22 protein-coding genes and 1 tRNA gene are annotated in these 25,565 nt (G+C 51.4%); 9 read left to right on the top strand and 14 right to left on the bottom strand.

Annotated elements, in window-relative coordinates; all coding sequences use genetic code 11:
* Window positions 1-220 precede the first annotated feature (220 nt).
* Window positions 221-790 (bottom strand): T9SS type A sorting domain-containing protein, encoded by a 570-nt coding sequence (locus tag KK062_RS02705; protein WP_254082688.1) that lies wholly within the window; start codon window positions 788-790, stop codon window positions 221-223.
* A 792-nt stretch (window positions 791-1,582) separates the two neighbouring features.
* Between KK062_RS02705 and KK062_RS02700 the strand changes: the two genes are divergently transcribed.
* Window positions 1,583-3,796 carry a serine hydrolase gene (locus tag KK062_RS02700; RefSeq protein WP_254082687.1) on the top strand — a complete coding sequence of 738 codons (2,214 nt, stop codon included), beginning with the start codon at window positions 1,583-1,585 and terminating at the stop codon, window positions 3,794-3,796.
* A gap of 63 nt (window positions 3,797-3,859) precedes the next feature.
* Here KK062_RS02700 and KK062_RS02695 read toward each other — a convergent pair whose 3' ends face one another.
* Window positions 3,860-4,591, bottom strand: coding sequence for a superoxide dismutase (locus KK062_RS02695; RefSeq protein ID WP_254082686.1), 732 nt, complete (start codon window positions 4,589-4,591; stop codon window positions 3,860-3,862).
* A 155-nt stretch (window positions 4,592-4,746) separates the two neighbouring features.
* Between KK062_RS02695 and KK062_RS02690 the strand changes: the two genes are divergently transcribed.
* Window positions 4,747-5,718, top strand: coding sequence for an isopenicillin N synthase family dioxygenase (locus tag KK062_RS02690; protein WP_254082685.1), 972 nt, complete (start codon window positions 4,747-4,749; stop codon window positions 5,716-5,718).
* A 10-nt stretch (window positions 5,719-5,728) separates the two neighbouring features.
* Complete coding sequence (gene chrA / locus KK062_RS02685) at window positions 5,729-6,919, top strand: chromate efflux transporter (protein WP_254082684.1); 1,191 nt, start codon at window positions 5,729-5,731, stop codon at window positions 6,917-6,919.
* 6 nt (window positions 6,920-6,925) lie between these two features.
* Here the strand turns inward: chrA and KK062_RS02680 are convergent, their stop codons facing one another.
* From KK062_RS02680 to KK062_RS02665, 4 genes are all read right to left on the bottom strand, one after another.
* Entirely contained in the window at window positions 6,926-7,198 is a 273-nt protein-coding gene (locus KK062_RS02680; protein ID WP_317195734.1) for a hypothetical protein, read from the bottom strand.
* Between the two features lie 26 nt (window positions 7,199-7,224).
* Window positions 7,225-8,082 (bottom strand): dienelactone hydrolase family protein, encoded by an 858-nt coding sequence (locus KK062_RS02675; RefSeq protein ID WP_254082683.1) that lies wholly within the window; start codon window positions 8,080-8,082, stop codon window positions 7,225-7,227.
* Between the two features lie 119 nt (window positions 8,083-8,201).
* A tRNA-His gene (locus tag KK062_RS02670) sits at window positions 8,202-8,277 on the bottom strand.
* Between the two features lie 55 nt (window positions 8,278-8,332).
* On the bottom strand, window positions 8,333-9,673 hold the full coding sequence (locus KK062_RS02665) for a dihydroorotase (RefSeq protein WP_254082682.1): 1,341 nt from the start codon (window positions 9,671-9,673) through the stop codon (window positions 8,333-8,335).
* Window positions 9,674-9,694: 21 nt separating this feature from the next.
* On the opposite strand from KK062_RS02665, the gene KK062_RS02660 reads away from it, so the two are divergent.
* Window positions 9,695-11,050, top strand: a complete 1,356-nt coding sequence (locus KK062_RS02660) for a DEAD/DEAH box helicase (RefSeq protein WP_254082681.1) — start codon at window positions 9,695-9,697, stop codon at window positions 11,048-11,050.
* 31 nt (window positions 11,051-11,081) lie between these two features.
* Here KK062_RS02660 and rho read toward each other — a convergent pair whose 3' ends face one another.
* The gene (rho, locus tag KK062_RS02655; RefSeq protein WP_254082680.1) at window positions 11,082-12,668 is read right to left on the bottom strand and encodes a transcription termination factor Rho; all 1,587 of its coding nucleotides are present in this window, start codon (window positions 12,666-12,668) and stop codon (window positions 11,082-11,084) included.
* Between the two features lie 275 nt (window positions 12,669-12,943).
* On the opposite strand from rho, the gene serS reads away from it, so the two are divergent.
* Together serS and KK062_RS02645 are read left to right on the top strand one after the other, a co-directional pair.
* Window positions 12,944-14,218: a serine--tRNA ligase gene (gene serS / locus KK062_RS02650; RefSeq protein WP_254082679.1), complete on the top strand. Its 1,275-nt coding sequence runs from the start codon at window positions 12,944-12,946 to the stop codon at window positions 14,216-14,218.
* Between the two features lie 9 nt (window positions 14,219-14,227).
* The gene (locus KK062_RS02645; RefSeq protein ID WP_254082678.1) at window positions 14,228-15,259 is read left to right on the top strand and encodes a nucleoid-associated protein; all 1,032 of its coding nucleotides are present in this window, start codon (window positions 14,228-14,230) and stop codon (window positions 15,257-15,259) included.
* Here KK062_RS02645 and KK062_RS02640 read toward each other — a convergent pair.
* Window positions 15,256-16,023, bottom strand: a complete 768-nt coding sequence (locus KK062_RS02640; protein ID WP_254082677.1) for a TspO/MBR family protein — start codon at window positions 16,021-16,023, stop codon at window positions 15,256-15,258. The genes KK062_RS02645 and KK062_RS02640 overlap by 4 nt on opposite strands.
* A 136-nt stretch (window positions 16,024-16,159) precedes the next feature.
* Here KK062_RS02640 and KK062_RS02635 point away from each other — a divergent pair, with 136 nt between their 5' ends.
* Together KK062_RS02635 and KK062_RS02630 are read left to right on the top strand one after the other, a co-directional pair.
* Entirely contained in the window at window positions 16,160-18,304 is a 2,145-nt protein-coding gene (locus tag KK062_RS02635; RefSeq protein WP_254082676.1) for a prolyl oligopeptidase family serine peptidase, read from the top strand.
* A gap of 9 nt (window positions 18,305-18,313) precedes the next feature.
* Entirely contained in the window at window positions 18,314-18,808 is a 495-nt protein-coding gene (locus tag KK062_RS02630; protein ID WP_254082675.1) for a GNAT family N-acetyltransferase, read from the top strand.
* 41 nt (window positions 18,809-18,849) lie between these two features.
* Here the strand turns inward: KK062_RS02630 and KK062_RS02625 are convergent, their stop codons facing one another.
* From KK062_RS02625 to KK062_RS02615, 3 genes are read right to left on the bottom strand one after another with little or no spacing between them, the layout of a single operon-like run.
* Window positions 18,850-19,080, bottom strand: coding sequence for a DUF2798 domain-containing protein (locus KK062_RS02625; protein ID WP_254082674.1), 231 nt, complete (start codon window positions 19,078-19,080; stop codon window positions 18,850-18,852).
* Window positions 19,081-19,098: 18 nt separating this feature from the next.
* A complete protein-coding gene (locus tag KK062_RS02620; protein ID WP_254082673.1) occupies window positions 19,099-19,842 on the bottom strand; it encodes an SDR family oxidoreductase in 744 nt (247 codons plus the stop codon).
* 20 nt (window positions 19,843-19,862) lie between these two features.
* The gene (locus KK062_RS02615; RefSeq protein ID WP_254082672.1) at window positions 19,863-20,459 is read right to left on the bottom strand and encodes a TetR/AcrR family transcriptional regulator; all 597 of its coding nucleotides are present in this window, start codon (window positions 20,457-20,459) and stop codon (window positions 19,863-19,865) included.
* 303 nt (window positions 20,460-20,762) lie between these two features.
* On the opposite strand from KK062_RS02615, the gene KK062_RS02610 reads away from it, so the two are divergent.
* Entirely contained in the window at window positions 20,763-23,120 is a 2,358-nt protein-coding gene (locus KK062_RS02610) for a cellulase family glycosylhydrolase (RefSeq protein WP_254082671.1), read from the top strand.
* A gap of 75 nt (window positions 23,121-23,195) precedes the next feature.
* Here the strand turns inward: KK062_RS02610 and KK062_RS02605 are convergent, their stop codons facing one another.
* The 3 genes from KK062_RS02605 to KK062_RS02595 are packed head-to-tail and all read right to left on the bottom strand — an operon-like array spanning window position 23,196 to window position 25,491.
* Window positions 23,196-23,498 (bottom strand): DUF4286 family protein, encoded by a 303-nt coding sequence (locus KK062_RS02605; RefSeq protein WP_254082670.1) that lies wholly within the window; start codon window positions 23,496-23,498, stop codon window positions 23,196-23,198.
* Window positions 23,499-23,524: 26 nt separating this feature from the next.
* Window positions 23,525-24,187: a DUF2461 domain-containing protein gene (locus KK062_RS02600; RefSeq protein ID WP_254082669.1), complete on the bottom strand. Its 663-nt coding sequence runs from the start codon at window positions 24,185-24,187 to the stop codon at window positions 23,525-23,527.
* A 20-nt stretch (window positions 24,188-24,207) separates the two neighbouring features.
* Entirely contained in the window at window positions 24,208-25,491 is a 1,284-nt protein-coding gene (locus tag KK062_RS02595) for a UDP-N-acetylmuramoyl-tripeptide--D-alanyl-D-alanine ligase (protein ID WP_254082668.1), read from the bottom strand.
* Window positions 25,492-25,565 lie beyond the last annotated feature (74 nt).

The following is a 25,565-nucleotide window of genomic DNA, read 5'->3' as shown; positions in this document are numbered from 1 at the left end:
CCCAGGTTAAATTGGCACCATGAGGCCACCCCGCGGACACCGTATTGTTTACTGGCGCGAGTGGCCCGGTGCTAAAACCACGCCTCTTGTCGGGATTAAACTTTGCGCCAGCAACGCAACGGACCAAGTCGCCTTGAAACTTTCTATAAAAGAAGAAGCCTCCCTTGAGCATGGGGAGGCTTCTGTTTTTTAAGAATTATGCGAATCGAATTGGAAATTCTTAGAAGTTTACCATTTCAACTTTGTTGCTGGTGACGATCTCGAACGTCAGGGGCACGTTTGAGTCGAGCTTTGCCTGGCCGAGGTTGTATACCATGCCGAAGCTGCCGTCTACTTGCACCGTTTGTTCGTGCAGGATGGTGTGCTCGCCATTGTAGATTCTTACCAGAACTTTTTCGCTACCGTTGTTGGCAAGGCTCACCAGGTATTTGTTCGGATCAGCTTGCAGGCGGGTAACTTTCGCGACGCTGTTAATGTGGTTCAGCGTGTAGTTTACTTTTTCTACCTGGCGACCGTTTTTGTCTTCCAGGATGATGGTGTATTGACCTTCTTCCAGTTGGCTGAAGTTATAGGGACGAGAGAAAGACGCTACGTTATTCAATACTTCGGAGTAAACCAGCTTATTGGCTTCGTTCACAATCGAGATCTTTACTTTACCGGTACCGCTGGTTTTGTAATACACAGTGTATGTGTTGGCAGTCGATACTACAGACAGGATGGCGGGAGAATCAGCCAGTGCTACGGCGGATGTCAGGAGGGCAAATGCTAAAACGGCGATCTTGGATTTCATATGTTGCTTTTGTGTTGTTTTGATGATACAAAGGTGCGGTACTGCGCGCTGCCCTGCTCGTCAAAGCGGTTCTTACATGAATTCGTGTAAGGAAAAATCTGCTTTTCACGAATCAGGATTTTGTTTTATCAGAGTTGCGGTGCGGAGAATGGTTGACATCGTGTGTGCGGACACACCGAAGGTCATTGCCCATCTGACAACGTTGCAAAAGAAAATTCGGTCAGTGCTGGCTTTTTAAGACGTTTTGGCAAACGTTTTTTGCGCAAAAAAGGCCTTTTGCTTAGAAAGCACCGCAACTATTTGGGCATGGTTCCCCTGAAAACTGTCTGAATTACCCCCAAATTCTGCAAAAAACGCGTGTTAGCCAGAAAAACCCAAAAAATTAGGTTGCACGTAAACAATCTGGCCCTACAAAAACGTTAATGATCCTGACAGCGATCGCTGCCGGCTACTGGCCAGGATTCATAAGGTATTTGAACAGCGCCTGTAGTTCATGTCCCACTAAAAGAAAGGAGGTACCCATGTCTAGTCCCAAGCACATTTTATCAATCAAACGTACACTAACAATTCCAAGGTGTATCACGCATTAGGGTTGGTTAAACCTCTTGGAATTTTAGTTACGGATAAAATTTGAATGAGGATTTTTGGAATCCCCGGTCTTGTTCCTGACCGGGGATTCTTTGTTTTACGGCAGTTGGAGATTGGAGGCGTGATGGGCGTCGGATTTGTTAAACGGCGGGGGCGGGTAAACTTTTTAATGGCGGACGACATCCTCAATAAAAAGTCGTGTCTATGCCGAGTGTTTTTCTCTTCCTGGTGTTATTGTTTGTCGCCTTCCATGCAAACGCGCAGGTGATCTCGGGAAAAATTACCGACCGGGCCACGCTGCAGCCCATTCCGTTTGTGCATGTCTCCATTCCTGAGACTGGCGAGGGTACCCTGGGCGACGAGCATGGTCATTACTCTTTGAAGCTTCTTCCTTCTGCTGCCGGCCGGCATGCTTTGATTTCATCTATCGGTTATCAGCCTGCAAAAATGGCCGTGCCGTCTTTGGGTGGCGTGCTCGATATGGCGCTGATGCCTGACACTGTATTACTCCAGGCTGTGGAGATCACACCCGTCGACCCCCGCCAGCTGATTCAACAAGCGCTTGCACGGCTTTCACAAAATCATGGCGGAACGCGTACACTGACTTGCTTTTATCGGTTGGCGGCACGTAAAGCCGACCACTATATACATATCTCTGAAGCTGCCTTTGACTTACACCAATCCTCCGGCGGAGAAGCGCGGCTCACGGTACGAAAAGCGCGTGAGGTTGAAGACGAACATGCCTTTAACGGAGTAGGCATGGCCATTGGCACCAAGGTGAGCACCGTAAAGACGCTGGACCTGGCGATAAACCCAAACACGTTGTTTTTTAGCAAAAGCGGTCTGCGGAAGCATGACTTCACGTATGAAGGCGTCACCCACATCGGCACGGAAGAAGTCCATGAAATATCGTTTGATCAAAAGCCTCTGATCAAAGACGGATTATACCGCGGCAAGATTTTCTTCAGCGCTTCATCGCTTGCTTTGGTACAGGTGGAATACGAGCTTAGCCCACGCGGGTTACCCTATGTACAAGCCGGCAACGCTGCAGAGCGTGCGGTCTTAAAGCTCCTCAACATCCAGCTCGATGTACATCGTCAGCGAACCGTCGTTCGCTATCGGCCTTTCGGCCGTCGCTGGTATCTCGACCACATAGCCCGTGATGAAAGCACGCGTGTCACCAGCAAGCGTTACAGCTTTGATGTAACAGTGGACGAGCGAAGCGACTTTTTGATAACACGCATCGATACCGCGGCGCAATCTTCAGTTCCGCCGGGCGCCTCTACAGGACGATTCCTGGAGTCGTCCGCTGACACAAGCCGCACATTCTGGGAAGGGTATAACATTCTGCCATCCTCTGTAAACTATAACACGCTGGCAGCAGACATCGAAGCGCGCAATGGCTATACGGCCTTGAAAATATCGGTACAAACAGTCTTGCGAAATTCGCCTAAGCAACCTGCTGCGCGCGTCGACTCTGTTTTGCGCATATATCATCAAAAAGGAATGTTCCAGGGCGTTGCTCTCATACAATACCACGGCCAGGTTATTCTACATCGCGGATATGGTTATGCAGACAAGACCGCGCAGCGTTCGCACGATACGACTACCGTCTTTCGCATCGGATCATTATCCAAGACCTTTACCAGTCGTATAATCTTTGCGTTGCAACAAAAAGGGCTCTTGCAATACCAGGATACTGTGCAAAAGTTCCTGCCCTGGTATCCACACCATGGCATCACACTTGAACATCTACTCACGCATGCCTCCGGCTTGCCGGGCTATACTTCACATCCCAGTTTTATCGATTCTATACAACATGTCTATAGCCTTGAAGAGGTCATTCGCCATTTTGGTTGTGAGCCTCCCCGATTTACTCCCGGCACGGACTTCTTATACAGCAACACCGGCTACACGTTGTTGGCGCTTGTAGCAGAAAAAGTTTCGGGTAAATCCTTTGGACAATTGTTACAAGAAAAAATCACGGCGCCCCTGGCATTGGCCCATACGTCGTTGGATGGCCATGAGCCTTCTCTGGCCAAAGGCTATCTCTATGGCGTCGAGGAACCGACATATGCCGTGACCAACGTAACGGGCGCCGGCGCCATCACGTCGACAGCCGGTGACTTGCTGCGGTGGAGCAACAACCAGTCCACGCCCGGGCTGGACGTACAGTTCATCCCCCGCACGTATTACCAGGACTGGGGTGTTCATTATGGCCATGGCTGGATGATCGACCGGTACCAATTTCGTGTATCGAAACGTCACACTGTTTTGTTACACCCGGGAACGGACTTCGGTTTCAAAACCATGCTGGCGCATCAGCCCGACCACGGCAACACCGTGATCCTATTAAACAATGCCGGCGAATTCCCATTGTTTGATATAACCGACCTGATCCTGAACGAGCTAAATTGATCTATAAATAAGAAAGGCCTCCACATTGCTGCAGAAGCCTTCTTTCCCTGTAAACTAATATTATTATGCGAGGCGCTTAGCCACTTCGTCCCAATTCACCACTTTCCACCAGTTGGTGATGTATTCAGGACGTTTGTTTTGATATTTCAAATAATAGGCGTGTTCCCAAACATCGAGGGCGAGCAAGGGTGTGCCTTTGAAGTCGCTGGAGTCCATCAGCGGGTTGTCCTGATTCGGTGTCGAGCCGATCTTCAACTTGCTACCGTCTTTTACCAGCCAGGCCCAGCCAGAGCCAAATCGTTTGGTTGCGGCTTCGTTGAATTGTTCCTTAAATTTATCGATGGAGCCAAAGGAGCTGTTGATCGCGTCCGCCAGCTTGCCTCCGGGTGCAGCCGCGGCCGGCTTCATCGATTCCCAAAAGAAGTTGTGGTTCCACGCACCGCCGCCGTTGTTTCGAGCTTTGTCAGAAAGCTTAGAGGCGTTCGCAAAGAAATCTTTTTCTGAAGCGTACGTGATCTTCTCTGCCGCGATCGCCTCGTTTACATTCTTAATATAGGTAGCGTGGTGTTTGGTGTAGTGAATTTCCATGGTCTGTGCGTCAATGGAAGGCTCGAGCGCATTGTATGCATACGGCAACGCGATCTGCGAGAACTGGACGGCGGCAACTCCCGTGGTGGGTGCCGTCGCGGCGGGAGTAGATCCGGCAAGGGCGTCGATGGCCAGGGGTGCACCGATGGCGGTGAGCGCGGTCGCCTTTAAAGTACGTTGTACAAATTCTCTACGGGTAGTTTTCATATGATAAGTACTTTTAAAATGAAGGAACAGTTGGTCGTGTAATAAATCATGCCAGAGAAATCACATTTCTTTATAAAGGCTGGAATTTCCTGCACGCGAAATTTAGACAAAAATATTTAGCTTGCGGCGTACCACTCATGTAACCAGTTACAGTTATGGCGGAAGTTCTTTACGATCAAATACCCTCCCTCGACCTGGCCGATTTTCTGTCAGGTGACAGCGATAAAAAAGCCAACTTTGTGGCCACGCTCGGCGAAGCTTATCACAATATTGGGTTTGTCGCCATTCGAAATCACTATCTGACGGATGCCGCGCAGAAAGAACTTTATGCCGCCATTCAGCATTTCTTTGCACTGCCCGACGATGTTAAGAACAAATACGAGCGCGCGGAGCTGGCCGGCCAACGGGGCTATATCGGTAAGGGTAAAGAACACGCCAAAGGCCGTAATACCGGCGACCTGAAAGAGTTTTACCACGTGGGCCAGGAACTGCCGGAAGACGAGCTGCAACGTGAAAACTATCCTGCCAATATTTGGCCCACAGAAGCGCCCGCCTTAAAGACGGTCGGCATCGAAGTGTATCGCGCCCTGGAAAAAACCGGCCTGGATATGCTTCGGGCGATTGCGCTATACTTGAAACTTCCGGAGACGTACTTCGACGCTAAAGTAAAACACGGCAACAGTATTCTTCGCCCGATTCACTATTACCCTATTGAAAACCCCGATGCCGTACCGGCAGACGCCGTACGTGCTGCAGAACACGGCGACATCAACCTTATCACCCTGCTTATGGGCGCCAGCGCCGACGGCCTTCAGGTATTGCGCCGCGACGGCAAGTGGATCCCTATTACCGCACTGCCGGACCAACTGGTGGTGAACGTAGGCGACATGCTGGAGCGGCTCACCAATAAATATCTCAAATCCACGATACACCGCGTCGTCAATCCTCCGCGTGCGCTGATGAACACACCGCGTTACTCTATACCTTTCTTTATGCACCCGCGCGCCGAAATGAGCCTGGCCGCGTTAAAGAGTTGCGTAGACGCCGCTAACCCCAAGCAGTGGGAGGACATTACGGCCGGGGAATTCCTCGACCAACGTCTGCGCGAGATTGGCTTAAAGAAATAATCGGCGGCACATGATCCGGAATGTGCGCTATTATATCTTTTTGAAGGATGTGCTGATGCTGGCGGTCACTACGTTTGGTGGTCCCCAGGCACACTTAGCGCATTTCCAAAAGATACTCGTGGACAAGCGCCAGTATCTATCGGAGGAAGAACTACTCGAGATCAACTCGCTCTGTCAAATCCTGCCCGGCCCGACCTCTACCCAGACGTTGACGGCTATCGGCTTTAAGATCGGCGGCCCCAACCTTGCTTACCTCACCCTCATTCTTTGGATATTGCCCGGCGTGACCTTCATGACGTTGGCCGCCATGATGATGTCGAGTATCGAGCAGAAAAATTGGTCGACCGAGTTTACGCGCTTTATTCAACCCATGGCGGTCGGTTTTGTCAGCTATGGTGCCTATACGATCAGCGTCAAGACGATTCACACAAAAACGGGAGTGGCGTTGATGATCCTCGCCGCGGTGCTTTCGTATTTTATTCAGACTCCTTTTATCTTTCCCATCGTGCTGCTTTGCTCCGGCTTGCTGACCGCGCTAAAGTATAAAGCGCAACCGAAGGAGGAAAAGACAAAGATCATTATACCCTGGGCTAATTTTTTATTGTGGGCCGGTGTATTGATTGGAGCCGCGGCATTAGGGGGAATCACAAAAGCATTGCCCGTGCGACTGTTCGAGAACTTCTATCGTAACGGTAGCCTGATCTTTGGTGGGGGCCAGGTGCTGACACCCCTGCTATATACCGAATTTGTACAATACGCGCCTAAGCAATATCTGTCGTCGCAAGAGTTTCTGTCAGGCTATGCCGTGGCGCAATCTTTACCGGGACCCGTATTTTCATTCAGCTCGTATATCGGCGCGCTTTCCATGCGTGAATACGGCACGGCTGGCCAGCTTGTCGGGGGCTTTGTCGCCGCGCTCGGCATTTTCTTACCGGGCACATTCCTGATCTTCTTTGTGATACGTTTCTGGGAAAGTCTAAAGAAATACCGCGCCGTGCGCGCTTCCCTCGAAGGGATTACGGCTGCGAGTGCCGGACTGGTAATTGCTTCGGCTGTTATTCTATTTCAACCCCTCGAAAATACGGTGATGAATTTTGCCGTCACCATCATTACGTTCGTCTTGCTGGCGTTTACGCGGGTGTGGTCGCCGCTGATTATTTTAGGGGGATTACTGCTCGGCTTCTTATTACGATACGTTTAATAACCTTTAGAACATATCACACGGCAGCATGATCTGATCTGAATAGAACTTCATGCGCGTGTGATTCATATCGAGGGGAATAATTTTCTCAATAATGGTATTCTTGTGCCTAACGAAGACCTCCACATAAAAATTGCCGATCAGATAGAGATTAATCTTATATGAATAGTAGCGAATGGCCATGATGAATGTACCATGCTCATACAAAAGATCGATCTTATCCTCCAGCGTCAGTTTCTTATATTCCGGCCACACAATCATGGCTTGAACATAGTGCAAAAAAAGCCGGAAGGCAACGTTGTTTGTTAGCGAAGTTTTTCGTTAAAGAAGTCGATCGTGCGTTTCCACGCAAGCTTTGCCGCTTCTGCATTGTAGCGCGTCGGCGCAGTATCGTTATGAAAGGCGTGCTGCGCGCCCGGGTACATATATACCTGGTATGTTTTATCAGCCTTCTTCAACGCTTCTTCATACGCTGCTATACCGGCATTTACACGCTCGTCCATTTCGGCGTAGTGCAATTGCAGTGCCGCGTGAATCTTCGGTACATCGGCCGCGTCGGGTTGCCGACCATAATATGCAACCGCCGCTAACAAGTTCGGTACCTGCACTGCCAGGTTATTGGCCATTGCACCGCCCCAGCAAAAACCGACACATCCGTATTTACCATTACTATCCGCTTGTGTGCCGAGGTATTCAAACGCTTTCGCAAACGATGCAATTGTCTTCGGCATATCGAGTTGCTGAAACATGTCACGTGCTTTATCCGCGTCGGTGGGAGTTCCCGCGAGTGGCGAAAGTGCATCGGGTGCCAGCGCGACAAATCCTTCCAACGCAGCACGGCGTGTTACATCTTCTATATGCGGATTCAATCCGCGGTTCTCGTGAATGACCACCACACTGCCATGACGGCCCTGCTTTTTCGGCCGCGCGATATAGGCACGCATGGGTCCTGCTTCTGAGGGATATGAAATATAGCCGGTCGTCAGCCGGTCATCTTGTATGTCGGTCGTGGCGGCATGCGCATAGTTTACTTCCAGCAACGGCAGGATGGCGAGCGCGGCGGCGGTGCTGCCGGCAAGTGTTGCCAGGCGACGCATAAATTCTTCGCGCGATAATGGCTTGTGTGTATACTCGTCAAAGAGGTTGATGATACGTTGATCCATAGCAAAGGGGGGTTGTTATAGACACGAGATACCGCTTTTCAGATTCAAAAGCCATCGGATTTCTATGAAAGGGAAAGGCCGAAAAACAAAAAACCCCTCGTAGGAGGGGTTTATCTTTTGGGTGAAAGACGGGGCTCGAACCCGCGACCCCCAGAATCACAATCTGGTGCTCTAACCAACTGAGCTACATCCACCGTTTAAGGACTGCAAATGTAGCGAGGTTAGCGGAATTTGCAAAAATGATTTCACGTCATTTTCGGTCAAAGAGCAGCCGCTGGCCCATGGCCGACTCATCCAGCATGCCGTCGGCATATGCCAGGTGCCCGGAGACAAAGGTGTGCGTAACGGCAGCCTGGAAGGTGACACCCTCCAACGGCGACCAACCGCATTTCGAGCGGATGTTTTCTTTGCTGACGGTCCACGGTTTGTCGAGGTCCACCAGTACCAGGTCGGCAAAATACCCTTCGCGAATGAAGCCGCGCTTTTCGATCTGAAAGAGAATGGCTGGGTTATGGCTCATTTTCTGTACCACCTTTTCCAGGGTGATTCGCCCCTGGCGACAGAACTCCAGCATGGCGACCAGGCTGTGCTGCACCAGCGGTCCACCGGAAGGCGCCTTGAAGTACGTGTTTTGTTTTTCTTCCCAGGTGTGGGGGGCGTGGTCGGTGGCGATTACGTCCAGATGATCGTCGAGCACGCCCTGGAATATCGCCTGCTGGTCGTGTTGGGTCTTGACCGCGGGGTTCCATTTGATGCGTGTGCCGAGTGTCTTATAGTCCGCTTCGTTAAACCACAGGTGATGAATGCATGCCTCTGCGGTGATTTTTTTCTTTTCCAGGGGTATGGTGTTGTCAAACAGCTCCAGCTCGCGCGCGGTCGAGATATGCAGAATGTGCAGGCGGGTGCCATGTTTTTTAGCCAGCGCCACGGCCGACGACGATGATTTATAACAGGCCTCGGCACTGCGGATCAGCGGGTGGCATTCGATCGGAACCTCCTCGCCATACTGCGCTTTGTAGTCGGCCGAGTTCTTGCGAATAGTCGCTTCGTCTTCGCAATGGGTGGCGATGATGGCCGGGAAACGTGAAAAGAATCCCTCCAGGGCGGTGACGTCGTCTACGAGCAGGTTGCCTGTGGACGAGCCCATGAAGATCTTCAGGCCACAGACCCGGCGAATGTCGGTCTTCATCACCTCTTCGAGGTTGTCGTTGCCTGCACCGAGGAAGAAAGAGTAGTTGGCCAACGAGCTACGCGCGGCAATTTGGTATTTGTCTTCCAGCAGGGCCTGCGTGAATACCGGCGGATTGGTGTTGGGCATTTCCATAAAGCTGGTAACGCCGCCCGCTACCGCTGCCCGTGATTCCGTAAAGATAGTACCTTTGTGTGTCAGGCCTGGTTCACGGAAGTGTACCTGGTCGTCTATTGCGCCGGGTAACAAATAACGGCCGTTGGCATTAATGACCGTGTTTGCCTTGACAGAAGACAAATCTTTGCCAATGGTTTCGATGTGTTGCCCTTTAATCAGTACGTCGCCCTGAAAGACCTTGCCTTCGTTGACTATATTTGCCTGCAGGATCAGTGTAGTTTTCATCGCCCCAAATTAAAATAAAACGTGCCAGCCATTACATCTTTCGAAGAATTTAACCTCAACAAACAACTGCTGCAAGCCGTGGCCGACCTGGGCTTTGAGCACCCAACCGAGATTCAGCAGAAAAGCATTCCGCTGATCCTGGGCGGTCAGGAGGTAATTGGCATCGCGCAAACCGGCACAGGCAAGACTGCAGCCTATATGCTGCCTTTGCTCATGAAGGTGAAATATGCGCAGGGCACCGAGCCGCGGGCGGTCATCCTGGCGCCGACGAAGGAGCTAACTGTGCAGCTAGCCGACCATGCGAAGCTGCTGGCAAAATATACTGACTTACGCATATTGCCTATTTACGGTGGCACCGGTCCGAAGATCCAGATCGAAGCCATTGAACAGGGTGTGGACATCCTGGTTACTACGCCGGGGCGCTTTATGGAGCTTTACCTGCGCGGCAATCTGCCGGTGAAACACATCAAGACGCTGGTGCTCGACGAAGCCGACCGGATGATGGACATGGGTTTCATGCACCAGCTGCGCAAGATCTTTGAAGTTATCTCGCACAAACGGCAGAACTTGCTTTTCTCTGCTACGTTCTCCGAACGTGTGGAGCGGCTGTCGGCGGAGTTCCTGGAATTCCCGATAAAGATCGAAGTCACGCCTCAGGCAACACCGGCGGTGCAGGTAGCACAGGAGATGTATCGCGTACCCAATCATAAAACGAAGCTCAATTTCATCGAACACCTGTTACTGAAGAAAGACGAGCTTACCCGGGTCATGATCTTTACGCGCTCGAAAGATAGCGCCAACGACCTGTTCCGTTTTATAGCCGACACACACCTGGGGCCTGCACGGGCCATTCACTCCAACAAAGACCAGAACACACGCATCAACGCGATGAACGAATTTCGCGAAGGCAAGTTGCGCGTGCTGGTATCGACCGACGTCACGGCGCGTGGGATAGACGTTGCCAATGTGTCGCACGTGATAAACTTTGACGTGCCGGCGTTGTATGAAGACTATGTGCACCGCATCGGCCGCACGGGCCGGGCGTTTCAGGAAGGCAAGGCGATCACCCTTGTGACCGAAGCCGAAGAATATCACATTGAGAAGATAGAAAAGCTGATCCGCGCCAAAATACCGGTGTTGGAACTACCGGCGGACGTAAAGGTCGAAAAGACGCCATACCAGGAACAACAGTCGATCGCACGCACGCTGGACGACCAGCGCAAGAAGGACGACCCAGCCTTCAAGGGTGCGTTTCATGAAAAGAAAGAGGCGCTAAAGAAGGCGAGCCGGCCCAAGACCGGCAGTAAGCCAAGAACGGGCAAATCTAAAAACGAAGAGACTCCGAAAAAGGGTGGATATAAAAAAAGGACGCGCTAGGCGTCCTTTTTTATATCGTATGAAGAATTTATTATCCGTTCATGGATGCCAGGAACTCCTCATTGTTGCGTGTTCCTTTCATTTTCTGCTGCAGGAATTCCATTGCTTCTACTGAGTTCATGTCGGCCATGAATTTGCGCAGGATCCATACGCGTTGCAGATCTTCTTGCTTCATCAACAGATCTTCGCGGCGTGTGCCGGAAGCTGGTACGTCCATTGCCGGGTAAACTCTGCGGTTGGCGAGCTTGCGGTCGAGCTGGAGCTCCATGTTGCCGGTACCTTTAAATTCTTCGAAGATTACTTCGTCCATTTTCGAACCGGTATCGATCAACGCTGTCGCGATGATGGTGAGCGAGCCACCGTTCTCAATCTTACGGGCCGCACCGAAGAAACGCTTCGGTTTGTGCAGTGCATTGGCATCCACACCACCTGACAGGATCTTACCTGAAGAAGGTACTACGGTATTGTATGCACGGGCCAGACGTGTCAGCGAGTCGAGCAGGATCACTACGTCGTGACCACACTCTACCATGCGTTTTGCTTTTTCGAGTACGATGCTAGAAACTTTTACGTGGCGTTCCGCTTGCTCGTCGAAGGTAGAGGCAACTACTTCTGCCTTTACGCTGCGTGCCATGTCGGTAACTTCTTCCGGGCGCTCGTCGATGAGCAACACGATGAGGTATACTTCGGGGTGGTTTTCAGCGATGGCGTTGGCAATATTTTTCAACAGGACCGTTTTACCTGTTTTCGGTTGGGCGACGATCATACCCCGCTGTCCTTTACCGATGGGTGAGAACAAGTCGAGAATACGTGTAGACATGTTGTCGGGTGTTGTGCTGAGTCTCAGTTTCTGCTCGGGGAAGAGCGGCGTGAGGTATTCAAACGCAACGCGGTCGCGAATCTCTTCGGTAGTCTTTCCGTTTACGGATTCTACTTTCAGCAGCGCGAAGTATTTCTCACCTTCTTTCGGCGGGCGAATAAAGCCTTTTACGGTATCGCCTGTCTTCAGACCGAACAATTTGATCTGCGACGGCGAAACATAGATATCATCGGGACTAGCCAGGTAGTTGTAATCGGACGAGCGCAGGAAGCCGTAGCCATCCTGCATGATCTCCAACACGCCTTCGTTGCTGATAGCACCATCAAATTCGCGGATATTCGCGCGGGGCTGGTGTCGCTCGTCGCGGCTGAGGCGATCGGGACGAGGCTCTTCATTGATGATAATATTTTCTATATCGGCATCTGACGTGTCATCGAAGTTCGAAGTAGCAGGGCTATCAAAGTTGATGTTGATATTATCAAGCAGTTCGTCAGAGGTGAATTCACTATCTGTTTTCGGTGTAGCGGCGGTGGGAGGCGCTACGTTTTCGCGACGACGCGGACGCATTTTGCGTTCAGTGGCAGCAGATGCATCGGCAGATTCGGTCGCGGGAGCAGAGGCGGCGGCAGGGGCTGATTTTTTGGCGGGAGTCTTTTCACCCGATACAGCCTGTTGATCGAGTATTTTGTAGATAAGGTCTTGCTTGGACAGCTTCTTGGCGTTTTTAACGCCCATATCTTCCGCAATTTCCTTCAATTCTGAAAGGAGCCTGACATTCAGGTCATCAATAGTGTACATGGGAATGGGAAATGGATTGAATTTTTATTAAAAATGATTGAATACGTTGCTCAGCACCATGGCTGAATGGTAACAGGGTAAACAGATGAAATACAGGACAAAAATTTGATAAAAAATTCCGGATTTATTCAGAGGGCTGGAGATAAAAGCCGAACGACTCTGCAAGTATAGCCCAAAATTGAAAATTATCAAACCGTTAAAAATATTTTCTTCACGTGAAAACCCCGCTGGACGATCAAAAAACCTATTTTTGAGCCTCTAAAAAATCATACACAATGTTACAGGTAGCAGCGATCCGCGAACAAACCAACACCATACTGGAAGGCTTACGAAAACGTAATTTCAAGGATGGGGAAACGTTGGTTCGCGAAGTACTCGAAAACGATCAACGTCGTCGTGATACTCAAAAAGTGCTCGACGAGCTCAAAGCAAAGTCAAACGCCGATGCCAAGAAGATTGGCGAGCTGATGAAGTCGGGTCAATCCGCAGACGCTACCTCGCTGCGCGCGGCCGTAGCGGCGGACAAAGAAAACGTAAAAAACCTGGAAGCATCGTTCGAAGAGTTTGATAAGAAACAACTCGAACTGTTGTATAAAATCCCCAATATACCCCACCCGAACGTTCCCGCCGGTGTTGGTGCGGAAGACAACGTGACGGTATACCAGCACGGCACGGTACCGACGTTGCCCGCCGACGCGCAGCCGCATTGGGATCTTATCAAGAAATACGACATCATTGACTTCGACCTGGGCACCAAAATCGCCGGGGCGGGTTTCCCGGTATATAAAGGCAAAGGCGCTCGTTTGCAACGCGCACTCATCAACTTCTTCCTGGATGAAGCCGTGAGCCAGGGCTACCGCGAAATACAACCACCTATTGTAGTGAACGCAGAATCCGGCTATGGCACCGGCCAGCTGCCGGATAAAGAAGGCCAGATGTACTTTGTAAACGAAGACGGCCTGTATTTAATTCCCACCGCCGAAGTACCGATTACCAACTTGTACCGCGACGTTATTCTTGGTGATAATGACCTGCCCATTAAAAACGCAGGCTATACGCCTTGTTTCCGCCGCGAGGCTGGTAGCTGGGGCGCGCACGTGCGCGGGCTCAACCGCCTGCACCAGTTCGACAAGGTGGAGATTGTACAAATCCGCAAGCCGGAGGAATCGTACGAAACGCTTGAAATCATGTGCGCTCACGTACAGGGTTTGCTGGAGAAGCTCGAGCTACCCTACCGCAAGCTGTTGCTGTGTGGCGGCGACATGGGCTTTGGCTCGGCCATGACCTACGACCTGGAGGTATTCTCCGCGGCCCAACAGCGCTGGCTGGAAGTAAGCTCTGTGAGCAATTTTGAAACTTTCCAGGCAAACCGACTGAAGCTTCGCTACAAAAACAAAGAAGGCAAAACACAGCTGCTGCACACCCTAAACGGAAGCGCGCTGGCCTTGCCACGGATCGTGGCTTCTATTTTGGAGAATAACCAAACACCGGAAGGCATTCGCATTCCAAAGGTGCTGGTGCCGTATACTGGTTTTGATCTAATCGCGTAGGCAGAAGGGATGATCAATATAGCACTCAGCTCGCTGCAGCAGGTCGCTGCGCATTTCGTCGGCAACAATGCCAATGGCGATCCTTTGAAATTATCGGAAGGCCCGTTCGAGTTGCAAGACGATAATCTTGTCAGCTTGCTGCGATCGTATTTCTTATCGGGATTTACAACGCCGGAGTTTTATTCGTTTACGTTCTCCAATGAGGATTTTACACTCAATCCACTCTACCGGTTTGCCTGTGATATTTTTGACGATCCGTATTCGCTATACGATAACTCCATCAACATCGCCAAACATCTCTTTGGCGCTACCCAGCACCCCAACATCAAAGCGGGCGAGCTGTATGTAGCGTACGTCAAAGGCATTGAAGTGGATCACGAGCTATACAATGGCGTGGGCATCTTCAAGTCTGAGAACAAAGAGAACTACCTCAAGCTGACGCGCGACTTCGAGCTCTATACCGATGAAGGCACCAACGTGCGCAAGCTGGATAAGGGCTGTATCATCCTGGATACCGAGCGAGCGTCGGGCTTTAAAGTAATGATCGTCGACAACAAGTCAGACGCTCATTTCTGGAAACATGACTTCCTGAATGTTACACCGCAATCGGATGCATTCCACCACACCAGCAACTTCATGAACATGACCCGGCAGTTTGTCTCTGAGCAGTTGTCAGAGGAGTTTAACGTATCGAAGGCTGAAAAGATCGATCTTCTTAACCGGTCCGTAGACTTTTTCAAGTCAAACGAGGAGTTTAGCAAAGCCGAGTTTGAGACGAGTGTATTGGGCGACGCCGACGTGATCGAGTCCTTCCGTAATTACGGTAAAAACTTTATGGCCGAAAACGAGTTTGACGTCATGGATCAATTTGAGATCTCGGTCCAGGCTGTCAAGCGCCAGGCCAAGGTTTTTAAGACCGTGCTCAAGTTGGACAAGAATTTTCACATCTATATTCACGGCAACCGCGAATTAATCGAGAAGGGATTTGACGAAGTGCAGGGCAAGCACTATTACAAGCTTTACTTCGATAGCGAAAGCTAAGCGCGACCCGTGTTGACTTCGCCTGTTTTGCGAAAGAGTGCGATAAATGCAGCGCCCAACGCCAGTACAAGCACCATGGCGGTATAGATCAGGCCGGTAAATTCGGTGTGGCGCCAGCGAAGATAGATGCCCAGCAACGCCCACATGACCACCAATATAAACGCAGGGGCCTGATACCGCCATGCCATAAAGAATGCCAGTGACGCGGCTACGATCATCATGACGACGGTCCATGCCTGTGGCGATAACGGACCGCCTTGCCACCGAATCGATACCAGCAGTGCGGCGGCATTGGCGATGGTCGCCACGCAGATCCACGCCAGGTAACACACAAATGACAGCCGAATAAAGGTCTTTTCCTTCCAGTCGGCCAACCGCGCGCCGTAAATCGTGACAAAGATGCGGGCCAGCACGGTGAGCAGCATCAACATAATCAGCATCGACACTTCGATAAACAGGTAATGCCACACGAGAATCCACGTCATGTTGAGCACACTGGTTCCGATGAACCACGGTAATACCTGTTGCACCACCGATAGGTGGCGGCGGTTCCAGGCCAGGATCACAAAGCCCGCCAGCAACAGATAGATGACATTCCAGATGAGGAAGGTTGTACCATCGGGTGTGAAAAGGCTGGGATAGCGATCGGATACCTGCCCTGTATTCAATCCATTGATAGGCAGAAGGTTTGCCAGGGCGTTGACGACGATCGTTCCGGCGAAGGAAACGATGGCCAGGCCGGCCAGAAGTTTTTGCTTGCTCATACAGGAGGTTATCTATACTATACGGATATGCTACCAGAAAGAAATAGTGCCTGCCCGTTTGGCCGATTACCAAACTTGTCTTGGGGAATTCGTTCCGCAGCGTTACTTTGAGCGCTAATACCCTTAACCTCCGCCCATGAAGACTTTTATCATACCCATCGCCGCATGCCTGGCCTTTTGCATCACGGCCTGTACACCCGGCAAAGAAGAACACGCTGATACCATGAAATATCCTCAAACAAAAAAAGTAGACACCGTTGACACCTATTTCGAAACGGCCGTAGCAGACCCCTACCGCTGGCTGGAAAACGATACCGCGCAAGAAACCGGCGCGTGGGTTGAAGCGCAGAATGAAGTAACCGCGGGCTACCTTTCTAAAATACCGTATCGCGACGCGATCAAAAGTCGCCTCCGCGAAGTATATAACTACGAACGGCTGGGCACGCCGTTCCGCAAAGGCGACTACCTGTACTATGCCAAGAATGACGGTTTGCAAAACCAAAACGTCTATTACCGTAAAAAGGGTGACGATGGCGCCGCCGAAGTATTTCTCGATCCCAATACCTTTTCGGCCGACGGCACGACCAAACTTGCCGGCTTAAGCTACACGAACGACGGCTCTCGACTGGTATACCTGGTGTCCCGGAGCGGCTCCGACTGGAACGACGCCATCGTCATCGACGCCGTGTCCAAAAGTGTATTGGAAGACACGCTGCACGACTTGAAGTTTGCCTCCATCGCGTGGAAGGGCAACGATTCGTTTTATTACACTGCCTACGACAAGCCCGCGGGCAGCAAGCTGCTGGCCAAAGCTGAAAATCAAAAATTGTATTACCACCGCATCGGCACACCGCGCAGCGAAGATGTATTGATCTTTGGCGACGACAAAAATCCGAAGCGTTACCTCGACGCTCTGGTTACCGAAGACCAGCGGTTCCTCGTAATTGTCGCTACCAACGGCACATCGGGTCAGGAGTTGTACATCAAAGACCTGAGCGACCCCGGCAGCAAGATCGTCACCCTGGTGGGCGACCAGGACAACGACCACTCCTTTGTCGAGAACGTAGGTTCAAAACTATATATCCAGACAAATTACAAAGCGCCCAACAACCGGCTGGTCATAGCAGACATTACTGCCCCGTCCAAAGAACATTGGAAGGACCTGATACCCGAAACAAAAGACGTCGCATCCTTCAGCTCCATTGGCGGCAAGCTGTTTGCCGAATATACCGCAGACGTAAAGTCGCTCATCAAGCAATTTGACCTTAACGGCAAGTTCGAGCACGACGTAGCACTGCCCGGCATTGGCGCTGCCGGCTGGGGTGGTGGAAAAAAAGACGCGAAAGAAGTGTTCTACAGCTTCACATCGTTTCTCTACCCCACGACCATCTTCCGCTATGACATCGCCGGCGGCAAGTCGACACTCTATGCACAACCCAAGGTGAACTTCAACGCCGACGACTACGAAATGAAGCAAGTGTTTTACACGAGCAAGGACGGTACAAAAGTGCCGATGTTCATCGTACACAAACGCGGCCTGGCCCTCGATGGTAAAAATGCCACGCTGCTGTATGGTTACGGTGGCTTTAACATTTCACTCACACCCGGGTTTAATCCTTCGCTGCTGGTATGGCTCGAGAATGGTGGCGTGTACGCACTGCCCAACATTCGCGGAGGTGGCGAATATGGTGAGCGCTGGCACAAGGCCGGCACCAAACTTCAAAAGCAAAACGTCTTCGATGATTTTATTGCGGCCGCTGAATATCTCATTAAAGAAAAGTATACGTCTGCCGATCACCTCGCCATCAAGGGTGGCTCCAACGGTGGGCTTCTGGTGGGCGCGTGTATGACCCAACGCCCCGACTTGTTTAAAGTAGCACTGCCGGGCGTAGGTGTCATGGACATGTTGCGTTACCATCAGTTCTCTGCTGGTCCGGGGTGGGCACCTGATTACGGCATGGCAAGCGACTCGAAAGAAATGTTTGATTACCTGAGAGGGTATTCACCGCTTCACAATATCAAGGCTGGTACGACGTATCCGGCCACAATGGTGAACACGGCCGATCATGACGACCGTGTGGTGCCCGCTCACTCCTTTAAGTTCGCGGCGACACTACAAGAATATCATGCCGGCGAGACACCGGTGTTGATCCGGATAGACACGAAGTCCGCCCATGGCGCGTCGAACCTGTCGAAGGCTATCGATCTTGACGCCGACCAATTTGCTTTCAGCTGGTACAATATGGGTGTGGTACCGCCGCTGGCTAAAAAAGATATGTAAACAATCATCATGGCATTTCAGATTCGCAAAGGAAAAAAAGAAGATTTACCGCGCGTGCTGGAGCTTATCAAAGAGCTGGCATTGTTTGAACGCGCGCCTCACGAAGTAACCAATACCGTCGAGCAAATGGAACGCGACGGGTTCGGGCCTGCTCCTATCTATGGGTTCTTCGTAGCGGAGAACGAGCAGGGTATTGTGGGACTGTCGTTGTATTACTGGCGTTATTCTACGTGGAAGGGGAAACGGCTTTATTTGGAGGACATCATCGTCACGGAGAGTCAACGCGGCAACGGCATGGGGAAGCAGCTTTTTGACCGCACGATGCAATGTGCGCTGGATGAGAACTGTAATGGTATGATCTGGCAGGTGTTGGATTGGAATACGCCGGCGATTGAGTTTTATAAGAAATATGGGGCGGCGATTGATGGTAGCTGGATGAATTGCTCGTTGGAGCGAGTTCAATTAGAAACATTATTGCAAGCAAAGGGGCTTACGTCGGCGTAAGCCCCTTTGCTATATGCTAAATTCATTACGCCAATTTCCTACTATTCGTTGTGTGGAATCAACCGATGAACCAGTAACTGAATTTTGGGGCCGATGATTAGGATGGCGGGGATTACTACGATGTAGGCCATTGCCCATGAGCGGAGCCAAATTTGCCAGAAGCGTTCGATGAATCCCACGTTAATGCTAATTAACGTGAAGGAGATTACGCCCGTTGTTACAATGCCCATGAGTAAGGCGAAGGCTATCTTTTGTTTCAGTTCTGTTTTCATTGGGAGCGGAGTGGTTGGTTATGCCGGGTTCAGAACAGCAAATGCGTCATCGGGTGATGTGCGGCTCAGCTCATAGATATAGGCTGTGTCGCCCACGCGTACCTCGTAGCTGTCTTGTTCGAATGCAGTCAACAAATCTGCGGCTACTACGGATGGAGGTATGCCGCGTTCTGCACCACCGATGTCGTGCGAAAACTCGGTATTCACCAGCGGCGGCATGAGCTCAAACACTTTTATACTGCTGTTTTTCGATAGCGCGTGGCGTAGCGACACGGTATACGAGTGCAAAGCAGCTTTCGTGGCGCTGTAGGTGGCGATGATGTGGTTCGGTGTATAGGCCACGATCGATGACACGTCGACGATCGCTGCTTCCGATTGTTCGCGGAGAATTGGGATCAGTTTTTCATTCAGTCGAATAACCGAAAGGTAGTTGGTCTCGATCTCTTCTGCTGCCTTGTCATACGTACCCTCTGCGAGGGCCAGGTCGTGTACGAAGGCGCGGCCTGCATTATTGATTACAACGTTTAGGCCGGGGAATTCTGCCTGCAGTTGAGCCACGAGCTTGTCTACGTCGGCTGTGCGGGTTACGTCGCTTACGATGCCGGTTACGCCGGGGAACTGATCAGTGGCTTTCTTTAACCGGGCGGCATCACGACCGGTAATGATTACTTTGTTTCCTGCGGCCTCAAATTGTTTTGCGAGCTCCAGGCCAATGCCTGCGCTGCCGCCCGTAATCAGGACGGTGTTGTTTGTTGTTTTCATAGTTTATACTTGTGTGTAGGTTATTCTGATAATAATTCTTTGACGGTATGTTCGACCGAACGCATCACCGTTTTCAGTAAGGCAGGCTTGCCCGTCACGCGCGCCATCATGACGCCGCCTTCGATCATGGCCACTATGGCCACCGCCACCTCCTGCGCGTTGACCGATGCCTTAAACTCACCCGCCTGCATACCTTGCCTGATCACCGCTACAATGGTGTCTTTCCAATCCATCACGGCAGCATGCGCGCGTTCACGCAACGCCGGATGTGTGTCGTCGGCGTCAATCGCGGTATTCAGGATGGGGCAACCGCCCTGCGGAAAAGCATTGCGAAAGGAAGGGTCGTTGTAAACGCGTATGTACGCCATCAGCTTTTCATGTGCGGATTCGGCCTTTGCCATCTCCGATTCGATGAGCGTTTGGACCATGTTGAGGTTGTAGTCAAAGGCGGCCAGGGCTACTTCGTCTTTGTTTGCGAAGTTGTTGTAAATGCTGCCCTTTGTCAGGCCAGTCGCCTTTTCGAGATCTGATAGTGATGTGCCCGCATAACCTTTCATGTTAAACACGGGGGCCGTGCGCTCGATGATAAATGTCCGGGTTTGTTCTGCTTTTGGCATTGTTCTTAACCTTTTGGTAAAACCATACCGATCGGTATGCTCTTAGAACCATGTCCTCTGCCATTAGGTTCACGCAGTCAAAAAAATTTCACCGTTATTTTCTACCCATTGGAAGCTAACCCTTGTAAAGAGATTTTTTTGACTCTGCCTTTTAATAATTGACGCCAACCGTTTAATCAATGCTTTTTTTCTTTCCCCCATTCATCCGGAGTTTTAATTCCCTCTTCAGGCCGTGCACGGCCTGTTTCAAGTGTACAACCAAAACCAAATTTCAATACTATGATTAAACTATTCCGAATTGTTATGTTACACCTACTGTTGATCGCAGCCTGCTGGCAGCTGTCGGCGCCGACGGCGCACGCACAGACGCCCGTGCAGAAAAACGGTCAGCTAAGGGTGATTGGCACCAAGCTTTGCAACCAGTATGGCAACCCCATTCAGTTGCGCGGCATGAGCACGCACGGTATTCAGTGGCACGGCTGGGGTAAGTCGCTGAACGAAAACTCTCTCAACACCCTCGCGTACGAGTGGGGCGCTGACATTCTCCGCATTTCGCTGTATGTGCAGGAAGGTGGTTACGAAACCAACCCGACCGGTTACACCAACCAGGTGAAGACGTTGGTGAACGAAGCTACCGAACGCGGCATGTATGCCCTGGTAGACTGGCACCAGCTCACCCCGGGTGATCCGAACTTCAACCTGGCCCGTGCCAAGACTTTCTTTACGGAGATCGCCAACACGTTTAAGGGTTACAATAACATCATCTATGACGTGTGTAACGAGCCTAACGGCAACAACACCACGTGGCCTGTTATTAAGACGTATGCCGACCAGATCATTCCTGTGATCCGTGCGATTGACTCGGATGCTGTTGTCCTTGTCGGTACGCATGCGTGGAGCTCGATGGGTATATCGATGGGCCGCAGCGCGCAAGACATTGTCAGCAATCAGCTCAGCTTTCCGAACGTGATGTATACATTCCACTTTTATGCAAAAGATCATCGCGATCAATACCTGAACGAGCTGAGCTGGGCAGCCGACCGCCTGCCCGTATTCGTATCTGAATTTGGCTCGCAAGAGGCATCGGGTGACGGCCCCAACGATTTTGTGATGACGCAGCGTTACATCGACATGATGCGTCAGAAGAAGATCAGCTGGACCAACTGGAACTATTCAGACGACCCGCTGTCGGGTGCGGTATGGAAGACCGGCATTTCTCCGAACGGTCCCTGGACTACGAACAACCTGAAAGAAGCTGGTCTGTGGATCCGCGACAAGATCATGAGCCCGGCCGATGACTTCCCGGGTAGTGGCACCAACCAATTGCCTACTGTGAGCATCACGGCACCTGCCAGCGGCAGCAGCTTCACAGCACCTGCCAGTGTTACAATCACGGCCAATGCCGCAGACGCTGATGGCAGCATTACCGGTGTTTCATTCTATCAGGGCACTACTCTGCTGGGTACAGACAACACTGCACCTTATAGCTATACGTGGAGCAACGTAAGCGCAGGCAGCTATTCTTTAACTGCCATCGCTACGGACAACGCCGGTGCTTCTACTACATCAGGCATTGTGACTGTTTCTGTTACTACCAGCAACAGCGGCTCGAACATTGCGCTGAACAAGGCTGTTACGACCTCCTCTATTGAAGGCGCGGGCATGGAAGGCAGCAAAGCCGTGGACGGCAACCTGTCAACGCGTTGGGCCAGCGCTGAGACTGCGACGGAGTGGATCACTGTTGACTTAGGAGCAAGTTACGCCGTAAACCGGGTGAAGATTACCTGGGAAGCTGCTTATGCTGCCAACTATGTCATCGAGATCTCATCCGATAACAACAACTGGGTGCCGTTGCGCACGGTAACGGGCAATACCGCCCTTGTAAACGACTACGCTGGCCTGAGTGGCAGCGGACGTTATGTACGGGTCTATAATACCGTACGCGGTTTACCTTACGGTTACTCTATCTATGAACTGGAAGTATACGGTTCGCTGGTAACAAACCCGGTATCAAACATCGCGCTGAACAAGTCCGTAACAACCTCTTCAGTAGAGGCTGCGGGTCTGGAAGGCGGCAAAGCTGTTGATGGCAACGCTACAACCACCCGTTGGGCGAGTGCAGAGACAGCGCTCGAGTGGATCGCTGTGGATCTCGGTGGCACATATTCCATCAGCCGCGTGAAGATCACGTGGGAGGCGGCCTATGGCAAGGATTATGTTATTGAAACGTCCAACGATGGCAACGCATGGTCTACATTAAAACCGGTTACGGGCAACACGACGCTGGTGAATGATCACACTGGCTTGAGTGGCACGGCACGGTATGTACGCATCAACGCTACTGTACGCGGCACCGAGTGGGGCTATTCTATCTATGAGCTGGAAGTGTACGGCACTGCGACCGCAGCCGCCCGCACCGCGGAGGCAACCGAAATCGTGCCCTATCCCAACCCGGCGGAAGATGAAGTGACCTTGCTCTTCGACGCGTCATGGCGCGGCGGCAAAGTATTGTTGCTGGATTACTCAGGCAACGTATTGAAGCAAGAGAACATCGATAACATCGAACATAACTTCGACCTGAGTGGTGTACCGACAGGAAACTACCTGTTGAAAGCAACTAACGGCACGAAGAGCACCGTTCGAAAAATACGCAAGAAGTAGCGTGTATTAACAGCTTGAAGAAAGGACATATAAAAAATACCCGGCTGACGAACCGGGTATTTTTTTTGTCATTATTTAAACCTCCTCCAGCAATGTGCGGAAGGCCACATGTCTATCTCTATAGCGTTGCTGGTGTGCCTTGTTCAGCTCCGGCTCCACTTGCTCAACAAATTGCACTACCTGCTCGATCGTTGTGGCAAAATATTGCACGCTGTACGACACCGAGCCGTCTTCCTGGTCGTGCAATACCTTGTACATCTTCCAGTCAACAAACATGCCGGTAGCCATCACCACCGGTACATATTGCCCCTTCATCCATTGCACCCACTCCGCTTCAAGCTCCTTGTCGATGCCCACTGTTACATTATATAAAAACATGGTACAAAGTTAATGGCGCGGTCTACCTATGCCAGCGCTTCTTTCAGAAAATCATTTAATGGCTTGCCCGATTTAAGTGTGTCGGCCACTTGCTTGAGGAATTTCTTGTCGGCCACTTCAGCGTCGCTAAAGTTGCGAATGACAATAAAGCTCTTGAGCTTCAGCCAGTCGGCATGGGGGTGATCTTTGGGGTATCCTTTGGGCGCATTCTTCAGCGCGCCTTCATCCCAAAACTTTTCGAAGTTTGCCTTGAACTTTTTCTCGCGAAAAATCTTCTCCAGCGCGGCGGCATTGTAGTCTATTTCCTGACGCACCCGGGCCAGGATCTCCGGCTCGGGTTGAAAAAATCCAATGGCTACAAAGCTTTCCCCGCCGGGCTGCACCTGAAAATAATATCCAGGCATGCCGAGTCCTTTGCCTGATGCGGAGAAGCCGGCACCGAAATTATTCTTATACGGTCTTTTGTCTTTGCTAAAGCGTACGTCGCGGTAGATGCGGAAGATCAATTTCTTCGGTTCCAGGCCTGCCAGCGATGCATCAAATTTGATCATGTCGTTTAACAAGGTTCCAACGGCCTGCTCAAAATACTCACGCACCTCTACGTAGCGCGGCTTGTTCTTTTCAAACCATTCCCGATCGTTGTTCTTAGCCAGGTCCTTCAGGAACTTGAGTATGGGTGTAAACTCCATGCGTAAATACTATTGTGTGTTTATAAGCTGTCGACTATCATTTCCAGTCCAATGCCGCGTGACGCCTTTACGAGGATTGTCGCTGATTCGAGCGGATGCTTTTTTAAGTCGGCAATCAAGTCTTCCTTGGTGGTGAAGTGCCGGGCGCCGGGTAAGGCCGCTGCCGTCGCGCGCACGAGGTTGCCACACAGGTATACCGCGGTGAAATTCTTTTCGCGCAGCAATGCGCCCAACGCAGCATGTTCCTTTTCTGCCTCTTCCTCCAACTCGAACATATCGCCCAGGATCGCCACTTTCCGGTCGGCTTTCATTGCTGCCAGGTTTTCGATGGCCGCCTGCATGGAGCTGGGGTTTGCGTTGTACGCATCCAGTATAACGGTATTATTGCCTTTCTGTACAATCTGCGATCGCATGTTTCCCGGCACGTAGGCGGCGATGCCCTGGTTTGCCAGTTTGTCGTCCACGCCAAAGAACTTGCCAATGCACAAGGCCGCCGCGATGTTCTCGAAGTTGTAGCTGCCGATCAGGTTGGTCGTGATCGTGTCGCCGTTCTCGGCGCGCACGCGCACGAACGGGTCGGCATCGATCAGCTCGCAGTGATAGTAGTCGCCTGATGCGGGGTAAAATACCGGGGTGGCAAAGCGCTCGGCCATATTGGCCAATACGGGATTTTGGGATTGAATAAACACGGTGCCCTGATGCGTCAGCAGGTGTTGGTATAATTCAGACTTCGCGCGGATGATATTTTCATATCCGCCGAAAGTACCGATGTGAGCCCGGCCGATGTTGGTAATAAAACCGTGTGTGGGATTGGCAATCGAACAAAGCAGCGCGATCTCGCCGACGTGGTTGGCACCCATTTCTACCACGGCTATTTCATACGAGTCGTCTATGGCCAGCAGTGTGAGCGGTACACCGATGTGGTTGTTCAGGTTGCCTTTGGTGGCATACGTCTTAAACTTCTGGCTCAGCACGGCGTTGACCAGCTCTTTGCTGGTGGTCTTTCCATTGGAGCCCGTCAGTCCTACTACCGGCATTTTTAACTGGCTGCGATGATGCCGGGCCAGCGCCTGCAGGGCTGTTAGCACGTCGTCCACCAGCAGGCAGCGATCGTCCACTTTATACCGGGCTTCATCTATCACTACGTACCGGGCACCGGCCTCGAGGGCCTTCGCGGCAAATTCGTTGGCGTTAAAACGGTCTCCCTTCAGCGCAAAAAACATCGCTCCGGGCTCAATTTTACGGGTGTCGGTGGATACCCTTCCTGCCTCTTTGAACCGGGCATACAATGCGGCTATTTCCATACGGTACTATTCTCTATATTAACACGACCATCCTTCCAGGCTAACCCAGAAGAAAAGTATCTTGCAGCAAGATA

It is taken from the genome of Dawidia cretensis (assembly GCF_018598175.1).
Classification (GTDB): Bacteria; Bacteroidota; Bacteroidia; order Cytophagales; family Cyclobacteriaceae; genus Ohtaekwangia; species Ohtaekwangia cretensis.
This window is presented reverse-complemented; position numbering and strand designations above follow the sequence as displayed.